The sequence below is a fragment of the Bradyrhizobium sp. LB14.3 genome (genome assembly GCF_040547985.1).
Classification (GTDB): domain Bacteria; phylum Pseudomonadota; class Alphaproteobacteria; order Rhizobiales; family Xanthobacteraceae; genus Bradyrhizobium.
In genome coordinates this window covers 329,043-346,092 of sequence record NZ_JBEPQT010000004.1, presented here as the reverse complement: position 1 = coordinate 346,092, position 17,050 = coordinate 329,043, and the positions used below count along the sequence as shown (strand labels likewise).

Annotated in this window: 19 protein-coding genes; 6 read left to right on the top strand and 13 right to left on the bottom strand. The window is 64.3% G+C overall.

All coding sequences use genetic code 11. The annotated features are described in order from the left end of the window. Window positions 1-25: 25 nt before the first annotated feature. Together ABIB00_RS11875 and ABIB00_RS11870 are read right to left on the bottom strand one after the other, a co-directional pair. Complete coding sequence (locus ABIB00_RS11875; RefSeq protein ID WP_018453248.1) at window positions 26-352, bottom strand: DUF1330 domain-containing protein; 327 nt, start codon at window positions 350-352, stop codon at window positions 26-28. Between the two features lie 134 nt (window positions 353-486). Then, on the bottom strand, window positions 487-1,185 hold the full coding sequence (locus ABIB00_RS11870; protein WP_247445170.1) for a winged helix-turn-helix transcriptional regulator: 699 nt from the start codon (window positions 1,183-1,185) through the stop codon (window positions 487-489). A 183-nt stretch (window positions 1,186-1,368) separates the two neighbouring features. Between ABIB00_RS11870 and ABIB00_RS11865 the strand changes: the two genes are divergently transcribed. Further along, a complete protein-coding gene (locus ABIB00_RS11865) occupies window positions 1,369-1,887 on the top strand; it encodes an SRPBCC family protein (protein WP_354104439.1) in 519 nt (172 codons plus the stop codon). A 73-nt stretch (window positions 1,888-1,960) separates the two neighbouring features. Here ABIB00_RS11865 and lysA read toward each other — a convergent pair whose 3' ends face one another. From lysA to argH, 3 genes are all read right to left on the bottom strand, one after another. Beyond that, complete coding sequence (gene lysA / locus ABIB00_RS11860; protein ID WP_354104438.1) at window positions 1,961-3,226, bottom strand: diaminopimelate decarboxylase; 1,266 nt, start codon at window positions 3,224-3,226, stop codon at window positions 1,961-1,963. A gap of 23 nt (window positions 3,227-3,249) precedes the next feature. Beyond that, window positions 3,250-3,540: an LPS translocon maturation chaperone LptM gene (gene lptM, locus ABIB00_RS11855; protein ID WP_247323420.1), complete on the bottom strand. Its 291-nt coding sequence runs from the start codon at window positions 3,538-3,540 to the stop codon at window positions 3,250-3,252. A 92-nt stretch (window positions 3,541-3,632) separates the two neighbouring features. Beyond that, the gene (gene argH / locus ABIB00_RS11850; RefSeq protein WP_354104437.1) at window positions 3,633-5,030 is read right to left on the bottom strand and encodes an argininosuccinate lyase; all 1,398 of its coding nucleotides are present in this window, start codon (window positions 5,028-5,030) and stop codon (window positions 3,633-3,635) included. Window positions 5,031-5,136: 106 nt separating this feature from the next. Here argH and tlpA point away from each other — a divergent pair, with 106 nt between their 5' ends. Continuing rightward, window positions 5,137-5,826, top strand: a complete 690-nt coding sequence (tlpA, locus tag ABIB00_RS11845; protein ID WP_502916592.1) for a thiol:disulfide interchange protein TlpA — start codon at window positions 5,137-5,139, stop codon at window positions 5,824-5,826. 4 nt (window positions 5,827-5,830) lie between these two features. Here tlpA and ABIB00_RS11840 read toward each other — a convergent pair whose 3' ends face one another. The 6 genes from ABIB00_RS11840 to ABIB00_RS11815 all read right to left on the bottom strand — a co-directional run bounded on the left by ABIB00_RS11840 (window position 5,831) and on the right by ABIB00_RS11815 (window position 9,929). After that, window positions 5,831-6,025: a hypothetical protein gene (locus ABIB00_RS11840; protein ID WP_354104436.1), complete on the bottom strand. Its 195-nt coding sequence runs from the start codon at window positions 6,023-6,025 to the stop codon at window positions 5,831-5,833. 220 nt (window positions 6,026-6,245) lie between these two features. Further along, window positions 6,246-7,127, bottom strand: a complete 882-nt coding sequence (locus tag ABIB00_RS11835; protein WP_247339905.1) for a 3-hydroxybutyryl-CoA dehydrogenase — start codon at window positions 7,125-7,127, stop codon at window positions 6,246-6,248. 209 nt (window positions 7,128-7,336) lie between these two features. Beyond that, a complete protein-coding gene (locus ABIB00_RS11830) occupies window positions 7,337-8,287 on the bottom strand; it encodes an electron transfer flavoprotein subunit alpha/FixB family protein (protein ID WP_354104435.1) in 951 nt (316 codons plus the stop codon). Beyond that, entirely contained in the window at window positions 8,287-9,036 is a 750-nt protein-coding gene (locus ABIB00_RS11825; RefSeq protein ID WP_247339903.1) for an electron transfer flavoprotein subunit beta/FixA family protein, read from the bottom strand. The genes ABIB00_RS11830 and ABIB00_RS11825 overlap by 1 nt, the downstream gene beginning before the upstream one ends. 124 nt (window positions 9,037-9,160) lie before the next feature. Then, window positions 9,161-9,733 carry a cob(I)yrinic acid a,c-diamide adenosyltransferase gene (locus ABIB00_RS11820; protein ID WP_354104434.1) on the bottom strand — a complete coding sequence of 191 codons (573 nt, stop codon included), beginning with the start codon at window positions 9,731-9,733 and terminating at the stop codon, window positions 9,161-9,163. A 1-nt stretch (window position 9,734) separates the two neighbouring features. Further along, on the bottom strand, window positions 9,735-9,929 hold the full coding sequence (locus tag ABIB00_RS11815; RefSeq protein ID WP_247339988.1) for a twin transmembrane helix small protein: 195 nt from the start codon (window positions 9,927-9,929) through the stop codon (window positions 9,735-9,737). Between the two features lie 204 nt (window positions 9,930-10,133). Here ABIB00_RS11815 and ABIB00_RS11810 point away from each other — a divergent pair, with 204 nt between their 5' ends. Then, window positions 10,134-11,027, top strand: a complete 894-nt coding sequence (locus tag ABIB00_RS11810; RefSeq protein ID WP_247339897.1) for a YihY/virulence factor BrkB family protein — start codon at window positions 10,134-10,136, stop codon at window positions 11,025-11,027. On the opposite strand, the gene ABIB00_RS11805 is transcribed toward ABIB00_RS11810, so the two are convergent. Continuing rightward, entirely contained in the window at window positions 10,954-12,249 is a 1,296-nt protein-coding gene (locus ABIB00_RS11805; RefSeq protein ID WP_354104433.1) for an ATP-binding protein, read from the bottom strand. The genes ABIB00_RS11810 and ABIB00_RS11805 overlap by 74 nt on opposite strands. A gap of 104 nt (window positions 12,250-12,353) precedes the next feature. Beyond that, entirely contained in the window at window positions 12,354-13,226 is an 873-nt protein-coding gene (gene gluQRS / locus ABIB00_RS11800) for a tRNA glutamyl-Q(34) synthetase GluQRS (RefSeq protein WP_354104432.1), read from the bottom strand. Between the two features lie 112 nt (window positions 13,227-13,338). On the opposite strand from gluQRS, the gene ABIB00_RS11795 reads away from it, so the two are divergent. The 3 genes from ABIB00_RS11795 to ABIB00_RS11785 all read left to right on the top strand — a co-directional run bounded on the left by ABIB00_RS11795 (window position 13,339) and on the right by ABIB00_RS11785 (window position 17,009). After that, entirely contained in the window at window positions 13,339-13,986 is a 648-nt protein-coding gene (locus ABIB00_RS11795; RefSeq protein WP_247445176.1) for a DNA-3-methyladenine glycosylase family protein, read from the top strand. Between the two features lie 91 nt (window positions 13,987-14,077). Continuing rightward, the gene (locus ABIB00_RS11790; RefSeq protein ID WP_354104431.1) at window positions 14,078-15,163 is read left to right on the top strand and encodes a DUF2855 family protein; all 1,086 of its coding nucleotides are present in this window, start codon (window positions 14,078-14,080) and stop codon (window positions 15,161-15,163) included. Between the two features lie 76 nt (window positions 15,164-15,239). Then, the gene (locus ABIB00_RS11785) at window positions 15,240-17,009 is read left to right on the top strand and encodes a flavin-containing monooxygenase (RefSeq protein ID WP_354104430.1); all 1,770 of its coding nucleotides are present in this window, start codon (window positions 15,240-15,242) and stop codon (window positions 17,007-17,009) included. The last annotated feature ends 41 nt before the right edge of the window (window positions 17,010-17,050 follow it).

Here is a 17,050-nt window from a genome sequence, read left to right as displayed (position 1 = left end):
GTCCGATATCTTACGAAGATGCGGTTCAAGCCTTGGCGAGGTAGGGAATCGTGCCGGCCAGATCGGTGTCGTCGATCAGCTGGAAGCGGCTCTCGCTGCCGCCCCGGCGCGCCGCGGCGAAGCGGCCATAGGCCGGATCGGTCACGAAGGATTCCGCTGCCTTCGCCGTGGGAAACGACATGATGGCAATCAGGGAGGTGTCGAGGGGAGCACCTTCGAGGGTTTTCACGTTGCCGCTGCGGGAAAGATATTTGCCGCCGTGCTTGTGCACCAGTTCGTGGACGGACGCCGCGTAATCCGGCACCCACTTTCCGTCAGTCACTTTAATGTCCGCGATCAGATACGCTGTCATGTCGTGTCTCCTGGCTCGAGTTCAGCTCCGCCTTGATAGGGGCGGGCACGACTTGGGTGCCAGAACACGGCGGCGGCTCGCCAGTACGGGAACTGTAGCGGGGCGATACAAATACTGAATCGAGCCGCCCTGCATCAGCTCGCCAGCTTGCGTTCCTTGGCGAACGGGCTGAGGCCCAGCCAGCTTTGCATGGCTGCGGCAAGCTGCCTTTCGCCGGTAAGCAGCATCCGCCGGCTGGCGATGGCCGCGCGCACGGTATCGAGCCCCATCCAGATCGCCGTCATGGTGCGCAGATCAACCGACACGTAAAGATCGACGTCGAAACCGGGATCAATCGAGCAGAGGTCGACGCTGTCGTCGGGATCGACAATCAGCCACCACAATCGCTGCGTTGAAGGCAATTCCGGATAGGCGAACTGCAGCACGCTGCGGTGGCTCGGCATCGGAGTCGTGTTCAGATTCCGCCGCATGTCCCACATCAACAGCTGGACATCGAGATGCTGAAGCGACAGATCCGATTCGATGCGGCGCTGCCCCCAGATGCCGAACGCCTCGACGATGGGACCGAGTTCGCGTCCGGCGGCGGTCAGCTGATACTCGATCACGCCGCGCTCGGAAGCCGACGGCTGGCGGATGACGATGCCTGCGGCTTCGAGCTCCTTCAGGCGCTGCGAAAGCAGCGCAGGCGACATGCGCGGAACGCCGCGGCGCAACTCGTTGAACCGGGTCGAGCCGGCGACGAGTTCACGTAGCAGCACGACGGTCCAGCGCGTGCATAATATCTCGGCCGCCATCGCGACCGGACAGAACTGCCTGTAGCTGCCGATGGTCATGCGGGCCTCCGTGACAAGCGAGAGCGGAACCTTAGGGCCGATGCGCGCGGCTTCCTAGTTCAGATTCTGTATTGCGCTCGGTTCATTTGCTGAACTGGCCGCGGGCGGCGGACATCGTCTATCCGACCGGCATTGCAAGCCAGACCGGCCGCCGTCGCGGTCCATCAGACAACGGAGATTGATATGAAGAAGCACGTTTCAGCGGCGTTCAGATCCCTTGCCTCGCTAAACAAGGCGGCGATTTGCGTGATCGGCCTCGGCGCCGGCGTGATGCCGGCTTCCGCAGCCAACCTGACGCGCAGCATTGAGGTCAGCGGCGCAGCGGCCGAGGTGTGGTCTGTCATCGGTCCATTCTGCGCGATCAAGGACTGGCTGCCGCCGGTCGGCATGTGCATCGAGGACGGCAAATCGCCGCCGACCCGAACGCTCGTGACCAAGGACGGAAAGGCCGCGTTCGTCGAGGCGCAGACCGGGCGCGACGACAGAAGCTACAGCTATTCCTACGCGTTCCTAACCAGCCCGTTGCCGGTGAGCCAGTACAAGTCGACCATCAAAGTCACCGCGAGGGGCGAGGCGGTATCGGTGGTGACCTGGACCGGAATCTATACCCCCGTTCCCGGCAAGGAGAAGGACGCGATCGACGCCCTGAGCGGCGTCTACGATTCCGGCCTCGCCTCGATCAGGGACAAGTTCAAGAAGTAGGCCGGACGCCTAGCCGGCTGGATGAGCGCGGACGGTGTCCGCGCTCATCGGGCGCAAGGCGCCGACGTGATGCTCACAGCCACGGCGCCGGCGTATCCATCGCGATCAGCTGCTCGACCTCGATGCGCGGACGCACGACCGCGTATTGGTCGCCCTTCACCAGCACCTCGGGCACCAGCGGCCGCGTGTTGTAGGTGCCGGCCTGCACCGCGCCGTAGGCGCCTGCGGTCATGATGGCGAGGAGATCGCCAGGCTTCGGCGTCGGCAAAGTGCGATCGAGGGCGATGTAGTCGCCGGTCTCACAGACCGGGCCGACGACGTCAGCCGCGATCGTGGCCGCGCCCTTCGCCGGCTGTGTCACCGGCAAAATATCGTGATGGGCTTCGTACAGCGTCGGGCGGATCAAATCGTTCATGGCGGCGTCGATGATGACGAAGTTCTTGCCGTCACCGTGCTTCACATAAATGACCTTGGCGACGAGGATGCCGGCATTGCCGACGATCATCCGGCCCGGCTCGAACATCAGCGTGCAGCCGAGATTGTGGCTGACGCGCTTGACCATGGCGGCATAGGCGTCGGGCGCCGGCGGCGCCTCGCGGTCCATGTAATAGGGAATGCCGAGACCGCCGCCGAAATCGACATGCGAGATGTTGTGGCCGTCTGCGCGCAGCGTCTGCACGAATTCGGAGAGGATGCGGAACGCGATCTCCATCTTGGAGAGGTCGGTGATCTGGCTGCCGATATGCACGTCGGTGCCTGTGACCTCGATGCCCGGCAGCTTCGCGGCGCGCGCATAGACCTCGCGGGCATAGGCGATGGGGATGCCGAACTTGTTCTCGGACTTGCCGGTCGAAATCTTTGCGTGCGTGCCGGCATCGACATCAGGATTGACGCGGATCGAGATGCGCGCGGTCTTGCCCGCCTCGGTCGCGAGCCGCGACAGCAGCTCGAGCTCGGGCTCGGATTCGACGTTGAGGCAGAGGATGTCGGCGGCCAGCGCCGCTCGTAGCTCTTCTTCCGTCTTGCCGACGCCGGAGAACAGGATCTTGCTTGCCGGGATGCCGGCGGCCAGCGCGCGCTTCAATTCGCCGCCGGAGACCACGTCCGCGCCGGCCCCCAGCTTGGCCAGCGTGCGCAGCACCGACTGGTTGGAGTTCGCCTTCATGGCGTAACAGACCAGCACCTTCTCGCCGGCGAAGGCGTCGGTGAAGACGCGATAGTGCCGCTCAAGCGTTGCGGTCGAATAGCAATAGAACGGCGTGCCGACGGTTGCAGCCAGCTCGGACAGGTTCACCGCCTCGGCGTGCAGCACGCCGTTGCGATAGTCGAAATGGTTCATGGCGTTGGCTCGGTTGCTCCAGCCTATCGGCTGGGTCTTTCGTCCAGGAGCGGGTCGAGGATGAACGGTCTCTTTTTGCCCTTGGTCGCCGCCGGCGCGGCGTCCGCGCCGTAGGTGGGATTGAACACGCTCGGCGTCTTCTGGGCTTCGGTCTCGGTGTCGGTCGGCGGCGCGACGTTGGCCGTGGACGCGCTGGAGGCGGTCGGCGGCAGATCCAGCGGCCCCTTGCGGCCACAGCCGGCAAGCGCGAGCGCCGTCAGGCTCAAGACAATGATGGCCCACCCCGAGCCGGCCGGGCGAAACTTTGACGTCACGACGAAATCCCCACTATGCGGCGCACCATACAGAGATTGGCGCGCTCTGGCGAGAGCCGGATGACCATGAAACATAAGCGAAATTTTGCCCCTCAGTCCAATTTTCGCTCTTTTTCCAACCGCTTCAGCCAGGCCTTGGCCTGCGATGCCACGTTCTTCGGCGCGGTGCCGCCAAAGCTGGTCCGGCTCTTCACCGACGATTCGACCGAGAGCACGCCGAGCACGTCTTTCGTGATGTCAGGTTCGATCGCCTGCATCTCCCTCAGCGGCAGTTCGTGCAGCGCCACGCCGCCCTCGGCGGCTTTCGCGACGATGCGGCCGGTGACGTGGTGGGCCTCGCGGAACGGCATCTTCAGCGTCCGCACCAGCCAGTCGGCAAGGTCGGTCGCGGTGGCGTAGCCTTCGCCTGCAGCAAGCTTCATCTTCGCTTCATCGGGGACGAGATCGCGGACCATGCCGGTCATGGCGCGGATCGCGAGCGACAGCGCGGCGAAGCCTTCCATGGCGCCTTGCTTGTCCTCCTGCATGTCCTTTTGATAGGCGAGCGGCAGACCCTTCATCACGATCAGCAGGCCGTTGAGCGCGCCGATGACGCGGCCGGTCTTGGCGCGCACCAGCTCGGCGGCGTCAGGATTCCGCTTCTGCGGCATGATCGAAGATCCGGTGGTGAACTTGTCGCTGAGGCGGATCATGCCCACCAGCGGCGAGGTCCAGATCACGATCTCCTCGGCAAAGCGCGACATGTGCACGGCGCAGATCGAGGCCGCCGACAGCGTCTCCAGCACGAAGTCGCGATCGGAAACCGCATCGAGCGAATTCGCCATCGGACGATCAAAACCGAGCGCCTTCGCCGTGGCGTGCCGATCGATCGGGAATGAGGTGCCGGCGAGCGCGGCAGCTCCGAGCGGAGATTCGTTGAGCCGCTTGCGCGCATCCTGGAAACGGCCGCGATCGCGCGCGGCCATCTCGACATAAGCGAGCAGATGATGACCGAAGGTCACGGGCTGCGCGGTCTGCAGATGAGTGAAGCCGGGCATGACCGTTCCGGCATGCTCCAGCGCGCGCTCCACCAGCGCCTGTTGGAACGCGGCGAGCGCGGCGTCGGTCGCATCGAGAACATCGCGGACATAGAGACGGAAATCGGTCGCGACCTGATCGTTGCGCGAGCGCGCGGTGTGGAGACGGCCGGCGGCCGGGCCAATCAGCTCGGACAGGCGGCTCTCGACATTCATGTGAATGTCCTCGAGCGCACGCTTGAATTCGAAGCTGCCCTTGCCGATCTCTGACAAAATCGTGTCTAGACCCTTGCCGATATTTTTCGCATCAGAGGCCGTGATGATGCCCTGTGCGGCAAGCATCGCGGCGTGGGCCTTGGACGCGGCAATGTCTTGGGCAAAGAGGTGACGATCGACGTCGATGGAAACGTTGATCTCTTCCATGATCTCGTCGGGACGTTCCGAGAACCGGCCGCCCCACATCTTGTTGCTCATGATCGCCTGCTCACGCCTTGCCTGTCGCCGCCGCACGTTTGCTGACTGCTGCCAGCCGTATTAAGAGGCCTCTGATAGCCATATCTGCGACCGGATGACAAACGATATGCTCGACCCCAACGACATGCTCGACCCAAGGAAAGCGCGGTTAGCCACGCGCCGGATCCCCGTCGTCATCGCCACCGTGGTGGTCGGGGGCCTGGCTGGCTTTGCTGCGCTGTACGGGCTGGGCCTGAGCCGGGCTCCATCCGGCGATCCGGCCTGCCGGGCGGCCGTGGCGACGGCCTCGAGGATCGCCCCCCTCGCCCATGGCGAGCTGGCGGCCCTGACCATGGCGAGCGCGCCGTTGAAACTGCCGGACCTCGCCTTCGAGGACGCCGACGGCAAGCCGAAGAAGCTGTCCGACTTCCGCGGCAAGACGCTGCTGGTAAATCTCTGGGCCACCTGGTGCGTGCCCTGCCGCAAGGAGATGCCGGCGCTGGACGAGCTTCAGGGCAAGCTTTCGGGCCCCAATTTCGAGGTGGTGGCGATCAATATCGACACCCGCGACTCCGAGAAGCCCAAGACCTTCCTGAAAGAGGCCAGCCTGACCCGGCTCGGCTATTTCAACGATCAGAAAGCCAAGGTTTTTCAGGATCTTAAGGCGATAGGCCGGGCGCTGGGCATGCCCACCTCGGTGTTGGTCGACCCGCAAGGTTGCGAGATCGCGACGATCGCGGGACCGGCGGAATGGGCAAGCGAGGACGCGCTCAAGCTGATCCGGGCTGCGACAGGCAAAGCCGCCGCGGCGTTCTAGGAGTTCAGGCGGTGACGTTAAGGTTGCCGCCGACGCCGGCGCCGACATTGGCAAGCGAGGGCTGTCCCGCGCCGAGCAGCGTCAGGACGGTGGATTTCTCCGCATCCGCGTTCTGCTTCATCAGCGTCGCCGAGATATTCGACTGCAGCGCGCCTTGTTGAGAGGCCAGCATGCTGCTGACCATCGCCATCATGTCCATTACGCGAACCCTCGTACTGGACGTAACCTAGAGGCGAGCGGTTAACGCGACATGAATTGTCACGAAGCGGATGCACGCAGGATGGGCGGTGCCTGTGTCCCGGACGCGGCGCGGCATGCAATGACGCGACGCAGAGCCGGGATCCATGCTTCAGCCTGCACGCGGACTCTGGGCTCCCGGCCTGCAGCGCTTCGCGCTGCGTCCGGGGCACAAGACCCCTCTACCTTGTCGGAACCGGCTTAGCGCCGCGGTAGTCGTAGAAGCCGCGCTGGGTCTTGCGGCCGAGCCAGCCCGCCTCGACGTATTTCACCAGCAGCGGGCACGGACGATATTTGGAGTCGGCGAGACCCTCGTGCAGCACCTGCATGATGGACAGACAGGTATCGAGGCCAATGAAATCGGCGAGCTCCAGCGGGCCCATCGGATGATGCGCCCCAAGCTTCATCGCCGCGTCGATCGCCTCGACGTTACCCACGCCTTCGTACAGCGTGTAAATCGCCTCGTTGATCATCGGCAGCAGGATGCGGTTGACGATGAAGGCCGGGAAATCCTCGGAGACCGCGACCTGCTTGCCGAGCTTGGCGACGAATTCCTTGGACGCCTCGAAGGTGTGGTCGTCGGTGGCGATGCCGCGGATCAGCTCCACCAGCTCCATCAGCGGCACCGGATTCATGAAGTGAATGCCGATGAAGCGCTCGGGCCGGTCGGTGGCGGCGGCAAGCCGCGTGATCGAGATCGAGGAGGTATCGGAGGCGACGATCGCCTCCGGCTTCAACACCGCACAGAGCTCGTGGAAAATCTTGCGCTTGACCTCTTCCTTCTCGACCGCGGTCTCGATCACGAGATCGCAGTCCGCGAGATCGTCCAGCTTCTCGCCGGCCACGATGCGCGCCATCGCCGTGGCTTTGTCGTCCTCGCTGACGGCCTTCTTGGAGACCTGGCGCGCCAAATTGCCGTTGATCGTGGCCATGCCTGACTTGAGGCGGTCGGCCGAAATGTCGTTGAGCACGACGTCGAAGCCGGCCAGCGCAGCGACATGCGCGATGCCACTGCCCATCTGCCCAGCGCCGATCACGCCGACCTTCTTGATTACTGCCGCCATAATATCATCCACCGGAACGGCGCGCTGCTAACCGCGCCTGCCTATCCCCTGAGCCGGGAAGTCTGATTTAATCAGAAACTCGATTAGATCAGAATCCTGCCTCGAAACCTAGATTGGATCGCTTCGAAGGCGTGCCCCACGCCAAAGAAAACGCCTCAAAAAGCAACACCGGCCGGAGTTTATACCTCCGGCCGGTGTTTTTACGCGTTTTACTTGCCGAGCTTGCCGAGTTCGGCCGTCAGCTCCGGAACCGCCTGGTAGAGGTCGGCGACCAGGCCGTAATCGGCAACCTGGAAGATTGGCGCGTCCTCGTCCTTGTTGATCGCGACGATCACCTTGGAGTCTTTCATGCCGGCCAGATGCTGGATCGCGCCTGAAATGCCGATCGCGACATAGAGCTCGGGGGCCACGACCTTGCCGGTCTGGCCGACCTGCCAGTCGTTGGGCGCATAGCCGGCATCCACCGCCGCCCGCGAAGCTCCGACGCCGGCGCCGAGCTTGTCGGCGAGCGGCTCGATGTACTTTGCGAAGTTCTCACGGCTCTGCATGGCACGACCACCGGAAACGATGATCTTGGCCGAGGTCAGCTCCGGACGGTCGCTCTTGGCGACTTCCTCGCCGACGAAGGACGACAGGCCCGGATCGGCGGCCGCTGCGACGCTTTCGACCGACGCGTTGCCGCCTTCACCCGCCGCAGCGAAGGTGGAGGTGCGCACCGTGATGACCTTCTTGGCGTCCTTCGACTTCACCGTCTGGATGGCGTTGCCGGCATAGATCGGGCGCTCATAGGTGTCGGGGGCGACCACCTTGGTGATCTCCGAGACCTGCATGACATCGAGCAGCGCGGCGACGCGCGGCATCACGTTCTTGAAGCGCGAAGTCGCGGGAGCGACGAACGCGTCATAGGACGGGGCCAGCGAGACGATCAGGGCGGCCAGCGGCTCGGCAAGATCGTGCGCGTAGAGGTCGCCCTCGGCGACGAGCACCTTGGCGACACCGGCAAGCTTCGCGGCAGTATCCGCCGCAGTCTTGGTGCCCGGCCCGCCGCCGGCAACCAGCACGTGGACGTCACCGCCGAGCTGGGAAGCTGCGGTCAGCGCCTTGTTGGTGGAGTCCTTGAGGACCTCGTGTTCGTGTTCGGCAATCAGCAACGTCGTCATCAGAGCACCCCGGCTTCGTTCTTGAGCTTCGACACCAGCTCGGCGACGTCCTTGACCTTGACGCCGGCCTTGCGGCCCGCGGGCTCCGTCGTCTTGAGAACTTCGAGGCGTGCGGTGACGTCGACGCCGTAGTCGGCGACGCTCTTGTCCGCGATCGGCTTCTTCTTGGCCTTCATGATGTTGGGCAGCGAGGCGTAGCGCGGCTCGTTGAGACGGAGATCGGTGGTGACGATCGCCGGTCCCTTCAGCTTCACTGTCTGCAAGCCGCCGTCGACTTCGCGGGTGACCTTGAAGTCAGAACCATCGACCTCGAGCTTCGAGGCAAAGGTCGCCTGCGACCAGCCGAGCAGCGCGGCCAGCATCTGGCCAGTCTGATTGCTGTCGTCGTCGATCGCCTGCTTGCCGAGAATGATCAGGCCCGGCTGCTCTTCGTCTGCGATCTTCTTCAGTATCTTGGCGACCGCGAGCGGCTCGACCGCGCCGTCGGCCTTCACCAGGATGCCGCGATCGGCGCCCATGGCGAGACCGGTGCGGATCGTTTCCGACGCCTGCGCCGGTCCGATGGAGACCACCACGACTTCGGTCGCCTTGCCGGCTTCCTTCAGGCGCAGCGCTTCCTCGACTGCGATTTCGTCGAACGGGTTCATCGACATTTTGACGTTGGCGAGTTCAACGCCCGATCCATCGCTCTTGACGCGAACCTTGACGTTGTAATCGACCACCCGCTTTACCGGCACCAAGACCTTCATCGATCCTCTTTCACTCAATTCAGGAGGGGGGTTATCAACTGGCGCGGAACCTAAAGGCCTGATCAGGCCCGGTCAACGCGCGAAGGGGGCTAATTTTGCCCCCAGAAGTGCGCCGCTCAATGGGTCAGCGATTCTGCCCGGGAACCCAGAGCACGTCGCCGGCGCCGTCATGGTTGGCAGCACGGCTGGCCACGAACAGAAAGTCCGACAAACGGTTCATATACTGGATGCCAGCCGCGCCGACGGGCTCGCCGGGCCTGGCCGCCAGTTCCACCATCACGCGTTCCGCCCTGCGGCAAATCGTGCGGGCGACGTGTAGGTAGGCGGCGACCGGCGTCCCGCCCGGCAGCACGAAGGAAGTCAGCGGCATCAGCTTGTCGTTGAGCGCGTCGATGTCGCGCTCCAGCCGCTCAACCTGGCTCGGCACCACCCGCAGCCGCTCGGCTTTGCCTTCACGCTCCGGGACCGCAAGGTCGGCGCCGAGATCGAACAAATCGTTCTGGATCCGCCCGAGCATCGCGTCGAGCTCGGACGCGTCCTTTGTGTACAGACGAACGACGCCGATCGCAGCATTGGTCTCGTCGACCGTGCCATAGGCCTCGATGCGCAGATCGTATTTCGGCCGGCGCTCGCCCGAGCCGAGCGCTGTCGTGCCGTCGTCACCGGTTTTCGTATAGATGCGGTTGAGCACGACCATGTTAACGCCCCATCGCCCACACGGCGAGCATCGCGATGACGATCGCCACGAACTGAAGCAGCACGCGCCAGCGCATCAGCTTCTGCGAGGTGTTGGGCGAGCCGCCGCGCATCATGTTGATGAGACCGAGCAGCAGCACCAACGCCACGGCGCCGACCGCGATCGGCAGGATGAAAGTACTCAGGAGGGATGCCATCCGAGGGTAGATAACACCCTGCGCGCCGGTCCGCCATGGCGTTCCCGATCTGGCTTTTAAGCCAATAATATCAGAAGCTAGCTGGATGAATCTGGATTTGCGCGAATTGCCCATCCTCCTCGCCGATCCCCGCTTGCGGGGCGAGGCCGGAATGCGCTCCCCGCGCGCGGCAAGAAGAAGTGGCAACAGCAGTGTAGGTGGCGCGTGAAGGCGATCCGCACCATCTACGTCGTCGTGATGGACGCGTTCTACACGTTCCTGGCCGACGATGGCTGGGCGATCGCGAGCCACATCGCACTGTCGACGCTGATGGCGCTGTTCCCGTTCCTGATCGTGCTGACCTCGCTGGCCGGCTTCTTCGGCTCCAAGGAACTCGCGGACCAGGCCGCAAGCCTGATGCTTCAGGTCTGGCCCAAGCAAGTCTCCGATTCGATCTCGGGCGAGGTGCACGACGTTCTCACCACGACCCGCTCCGGCGTACTGACCGTCGGCGCAGTGCTGTCGGTCTACTTCGCGTCGAACGGCGTCGAGGCACTCAGGGTCGCGTTGAACCGCGCCTATGCGGTGGTCGAGATGCGGCGCTGGTACTGGCTACGTCTGGAGTCGATCGGCTACACGCTGGTCGCCGCCTTCACAGCACTTGCCATGGCGTTCCTGATCGTGCTCGGCCCGCTCCTCATCGAGGCGGCGCGGCGCCACATTCCGCTGTTCGTCGAGTCCAACGAGAGCATCCTCACCTGGCTGCGCTACGGCATCACCGTGGGCGCGCTGGTGGTGGCGCTGCTCATCCTGCACGCCTGGCTGCCGGCGGGGCGGCGCGGCTTCCTCCAGATCCTGCCCGGCATCGTGTTCACCATCGTGGCGTCGCTGATATCAGGCATCGTGTTCGGGCAATATCTGGCGCGCTTCGCCAACAATTACGTGACGATGTATGCGGGGCTCGCCTCGGTGATCATCGCGCTGGTGTTCCTGTACTTCATCGCCGCGATCTTCGTTTTCGGCGGCGAGCTCAACGCCGCGATCATCAAGTCGCGGCTTCCTCACGGCGTGTCGCTTCAAGCAGCGCAGTCGCTAAAGCCCGCGGAGACACAGGCTTGACCAGAAAAGCGTCGGCGCCGGCCTCGCGTGAGGCGACTTCGTCCTCGCCGCGACCGGACACCCCGATGATGGGGATCTGAGCCAGCGGCGTTGCCATGGTGCGGATCCGTCTGATCGCCTCGACGCCATTGATGCCAGGCAACACCATATCCATCAGCACCGCGTCGAACGCACCCTGCGCGAGCCGGTTCACCGCGTCTTCGCCGCGCCCGATGAACTCGGCATGATGGCCGAGCTCTGTCAAAATGGTGTTGAGCACGACGCGGCCGAACGGATTGTCCTCGACGCTGAGCACGCGCAGCGCCGCGACCGCATCCGCCTCGGCTTCGCCCTTCGAGCCGCGGGGCTTGCCCGATCCCGTCGCGTCCAGTGACAATGTCAGCGTGAAGGTGGCGCCGCCACCGCGACGTGGGGCGACGGTGATGTCGCCGCCCATCGCGCGCGCCAGTTGCTTCACCGAGGACAGGCCCAAGCCGGCGCCGCCGAAGCGCGAGGCGATGGTGACATTGGCCTGGGTGAACGGGCGGAACAGTCGCTTGATCTCGGCCATGGTGAGGCCGATGCCGCTGTCGGACACCGCGAAGGCGACACCGACCCTGCCTTTGCGCTTTGCTTTGTCCTTGCTCTTGTCCTTGCTCTTGGCGGAACGCCAAGGCGCGACCGCGAGCGCCACGCCGCCGTGCTCGGTGAATTTCACGGCATTGTCGATCAGATTCTCGAGCGCTGCCCGAAGGCGGACGGGATCACCGACCACCAGCCCCGGCAGCTTCTCGGAGATGTCGACCTCGGCATGGAGGCCCTTGGCCGCAGCGCGACCGGCCAGCGAATCGCCGGCGTTGCGGGCCAGCGTCCGCAGGTCGAACAAATCCTGCCGCAGCGTGCTTCCACCCCCGACCCCCTTGCCGGCCCCCTTGCTGGATCTGGCCGCATCCACGAACAGAGTGGCAAGGCTCGCCAGATGCTCGGCACCGGCCTTGATCGTGTCGGCCCAGCGCCGTTCCCGCTCGCCGAGATCGGAGGTCGCGAGCAGGTCGCTGATCGCGAGAATACCGGTCAGGGGGGTGCGGACTTCATGGGCAAAGGCGGCAAGCGCGGCCTGGACTACGTCCGGCTTGGCCGCCTTGGTGCTGCGCTTAGGCAGCCGGGCGGCCGGCCCTGACCGCTTCCGAGCCACTCGCTTGGACGTCCGCGTAGTGCGCGCTGCGCGCGTTTTCGCCGCCATAACTCCCCTTCGAAGTATCCCCTTCGAACCCCGGGCCGTCGCGCGAGCATGGCATGGCGGAACGCCCGGAGTCACGGCGGCGTTTGGCTAACCCCCAGAGAAACTTAACCTAATCCCACCAACCGGCGGATACCGGCCGGCGTGACGTCTGCCGCGCGCAACTCGCGCAGACCGGTCGCCCGGGTCGATTTCGACAGCTTCCGCCCCATCTCGTCGCAAATCAGCCGGTGATGGTGGTAGGCGGGCTCCGGCAGGCTGAGCAGTATCTGAAGCAGGCGGTGCACCGAGGTGGCGTGAAACAGGTCCTGGCCCCGTACGATCTCGCTGACGCCCTGGAGCGCGTCGTCGACGACCACCGACAGATGGTAGCTGGTCGGGGTCTCCTTGCGGGCCAGAATGACGTCGCCCCAGGCTTCTGGCCGCGCCGGGACGATGCCGCGCTCACCATCGGGCCCCGCGCCCAGCTCGTTCCAGGTCAGGCCGGCGGCGCGGCGGCAGGCGGCCGCCATGTCGAGCCGAAGCGCATAAGGCGCACCGATGTCGATGAGCCGCTCGCGCTCGCCGGCGGACAGCGATTTTCCGTCGCCGGGATAAAGCGGCGCGCCGTCGGGATCGCGCGGCCATGGCCCATCCGCTTCGCGGGCCGCAACCCGCCTTGCGATCTCGGCGCGGCTTTCGAAGGCGGGATAGACCACGCCGAGCGCCGAGAGCCTGTCCAGCGCCGCGCGATACTTGCCGAGATGCTCCGACTGCCGCCGCACCGGCGTCTCCCAGGCGATGTCGAGCCAGGCGAGGTCCTCGTAGATCGCCGTCTCGAACTCCGGCCGGCAGCGCGTCGCATCGATATCCTCGATCCGCAGCAACAGCCGCCCGCCGGCGTCGCGCGCGCGGTCGGAATTCAACAGCGCCGAATAGGCGTGGCCGAGGTGCAGGTAGCCGTTCGGACTGGGGGCAAATCGGAAAACGGGTGGCGACATATGCACAGATCTCGTCATGGCCGGGCTTACCCGATCATCCATCTTCCAAGACTCTGTTACGATAGGAGATGGATGCGCGGGTCAAGCCCGCGCATGACGAGTTGAGCAAGCAATGACCATCCACCTCGAAACCCAGTCCGATCTCGAAGAGGCCGTCCACGCGCTGATCAAGCGCGATCCGCGGCTCAAGCCGGTGCTCGCGACGGCCGGCATGCCGGCATTGCGGCGGCGCGAGCCGGGTTTTGCCGGGATCGCGCATATCATCTGCGGGCAGCAGCTCTCGACCGCGAGCGCCGCGGCGATCTGGGGCCGGCTGTCCACAGCGTTTGATCCGTTCGATCATGAGGCGGTGCGCCGCGCCCGCACCGACCGGCTAGGGCGGCTCGGTCTGTCCGCCGCCAAGATCAAGACGCTGAAACATCTTGCGCGCGAGATCATCGCGGAGCGCGTGAACCTCGACGTGCTGGCGGAGGAAGATGCCGACGCCGCGCATCACACGCTGATTTCGCTGCCCGGCATCGGCCCCTGGACCGCAGACGTCTATCTGCTGTTCTGCCTCGGCCATGGCGACGCCTGGCCGGCCGGCGACCTCGCCGTGCAGGAAGGCATCCGCATCGGGCTGGGTTTGCCGGCGCGGCCGACGGAGAAGCAGATGGTGCCGCTCGCCGAACCCTGGCGTCCCCTGCGCGGCGCCGCCGCGCATCTGTGGTGGAGCTACTACCGCGCGGTGAAAAAGCGCGAGGGCGTGCTGACGGCCTGAGCAGCCGAACGGCGTTTTAAACTATGTTGCTGTTGCAAAAGCATCATCGGTGAATGATGAGATGCCGACGAACAGAGCCGGGATCAAAGCCATGACATCGATCGACTTCGTCGTTGCGAAAGATGACCTCGACCAGTGCAAGGTGATCGCGACCGAGCTTCCTGGCGCGGATGCGCTGCCGCCTGACGCCCTGCTCGTGAAGGTCGAGCGCTTCGCCTTCACCGCCAACAACATTACTTATGCGGTGATGGGCGACGAGTTGAAATACTGGCAGCTCTTTCCCGCGCCGAACGGTTTTGGCAACATTCCGGTGTGGGGCTTTGGCGAGGTGATTGCCTCCAGGCATCCGAACGTCGCCGTGGGCGAGCGGCTGTTCGGCTATTTCCCGATGGCGACGCATCTCGTCATTGAGGCCGCGGACGTCAACAAGCGCGCTCTTCGTGACGGCGCTGAGCATCGCAAGCAGGTGTCGTCGGTCTACAATCTCTATTCCCGCGTTACGGGCGATCCTGCCTTTGCCGGCCATCAGGGCGACCTTCAGGCGCTGCTGCGGCCGCTATTCATGCTGTCGTTCCTGGTCGACGATTTTCTCGCCGAGAACGACGATTTCGGCGCGCGGACCGTGCTGCTGTCGAGCGCTTCAAGCAAGACCGCGTTCGGGCTCGCACATCTCCTGCACACGCGCGGCCGTAGGGTGATCGGACTGACCTCGGCCGGGAACACGGACTTTGTCACGTCGCTCGGCCGCTATGACCAGATCGTCACCTATGACCGCGTGACGTCGCTGCCGCCGGACGTTCCCGTCGCCTTTGTCGACATGGCCGGCAACAGTGCGTTGCGCGCCGGACTGCACCGACATTTCGGTGAGCGGATGAAATGCTCGGTGCGCGTCGGATTGACGCATCGCGCCACTGACGCCGACGAAGGCGAATTACCCGGTGCCAAACCGCGCTGGTTCTTCGCGCCCGACCAGATCCGCAAGCGTGCCAAGGAATGGGGCCCCGGCGGCATCGAGCAACGTTTTGGTACGGCATGGTCCGGCTTTGCGTCGCTCCTGGAGAGAAGCCTGACCGTGGTCGATAGCCACGGCCCCGAGGCGGTGCGGCAAATCTACCTCGACACGCTGAAGGGCCGTATTCCGCCTGAGCAGGGCCACATGCTCTCGCTGCTCGGGTAAAGCGCTTTTGGCGTAGGCTTATCCAGTATAGCGTCGACCTCAGAGGAAACGCCGCGAAGACGGCAAGAGGTCGCGCATGCTCGACAAGACCAAGGATATTTCTGCATCTGCGCAAGCCTGGCTTGATCAGTTCGAGCGCACGCTGGGTGAGGCCGGCACGCTGGATGGGCTGTTCCTGGTCGAAAGCTATTGGCGCGACGTGCTGGCACTGAGCTGGAACCTGCAAACTATCGCAGGCGGCGACTCGATCAAGCGGGAGCTGACAACGCTTGCGGCAAAGGTCGCGCCGGGCAGCTTCAAGATCGCACCGAACCGTGCGCCGCCGCGCTGGGTGACGCGCGCCGGCACCAACAATATCGAAGCAATCTTCAATTTCGAAACCGTACTGGGACGCGGCAGCGGCATCGTCAGGCTTATGCCCGACGCTGCCGACGGCGACCGGTTGAAAGCGTGGACGCTACTCACCGCGCTCGACGAGCTCAAAGGGTTCGAGGAACAGCTCGGCACCTCGCGGCCGCGCGGCCAGGCCTATTCGCGCGACTTCCGCGGGCCGAACTGGCTCGACCTGCGCAACGCCTCGTGTGACTACACTAATCGCGATCCCATCGTGCTGGTGGTCGGCGGCGGCCAGGCCGGGCTCGCGATTGCGGCAAGGTTGAAGCAGTTGGGGGTCGACACCCTGATCGTCGATCGCGAGGCGCGGATCGGGGACAATTGGCGCAAGCGCTATCACGCGCTGACCCTCCATAACCAGGTGCAGGTCAATCATTTGCCCTACATGCCGTTTCCGCCGAGCTGGCCGACCTATATCCCCAAGGACAAACTCGCCAACTGGTTCGAAGCTTACGTCGATGCGATGGAGCTGAACTTCTGGACCGGCACCGAATTCGAGGGCGGCGCCTACGACGATGCCAAGGGCAATTGGACCGTCACGTTGCGGCGCGCCGACGGTGGCAAACGGACTATGCATCCGCGCCATGTGGTGATGGCGACCGGCGTCAGCGGCATCGCAAATGTGCCTGTTATTCCGACCCTCGATAACTTCAAGGGCACGCTGCTGCATTCGAGCCGCTACGAGGACGGCGAGAACTGGACAGGCAGGCGCGCCATCGTCATCGGCACCGGCAACAGCGGCCACGACATCGCGCAGGATCTCCACTCCAGCGGCGCGGAAGTGACGCTGGTGCAGCGTTCACCCACGCTCGTCACCAATATCGAGCCGTCGGCCCAACTTGCTTATGCCACCTACAACGAAGGCACGCTCGAGGACAATGATCTGATCGCGACCTCGATGCCGACGCCACTCGCGAAGAAGACCCATGTGATGCTGACGGAGCAGTCGAAGGAGCTCGACAAGGAGCTGCTCGACGGACTCTCCCGTGTCGGCTTCAGCCTCGATTTCGGCGAGGCCGGCACCGGCTGGCAGTTCAAATACCTCACCCGCGGCGGCGGCTATTACTTCAACGTCGGCTGCTCCAACCTGATCGCCGAAGGCGCGATCAAGCTCAGGCAGTTTTCCGATATCGAGGGTTTCGTCACCGAGGGCGCGCGAATGAAGGATGGCACGACCCTTCCGGCCGACCTGATCGTGCTCTCGACCGGTTACAAGACGCAGGAATATCTGGTGCGGAAACTGTTCGGCGACGACGTCGCCGACCGGGTCGGCCCGGTCTGGGGCTTTGGCGACGGCCTCGAGCTGCGCAACATGTATGCGCGCACCAGGCAGCCCGGCCTCTGGTTCATCGCCGGCAGCCTCGCACAATGCCGGATCAACTCGAAATATCTCGCACTCCAGATCAAGGCGATCGAGGAAGGGATTTTGGCGCGTGAGGCGGGCGCAACTTGAGCCTCTCCGTCATTGCGGATGCAAACGAGCACGACAGAAAT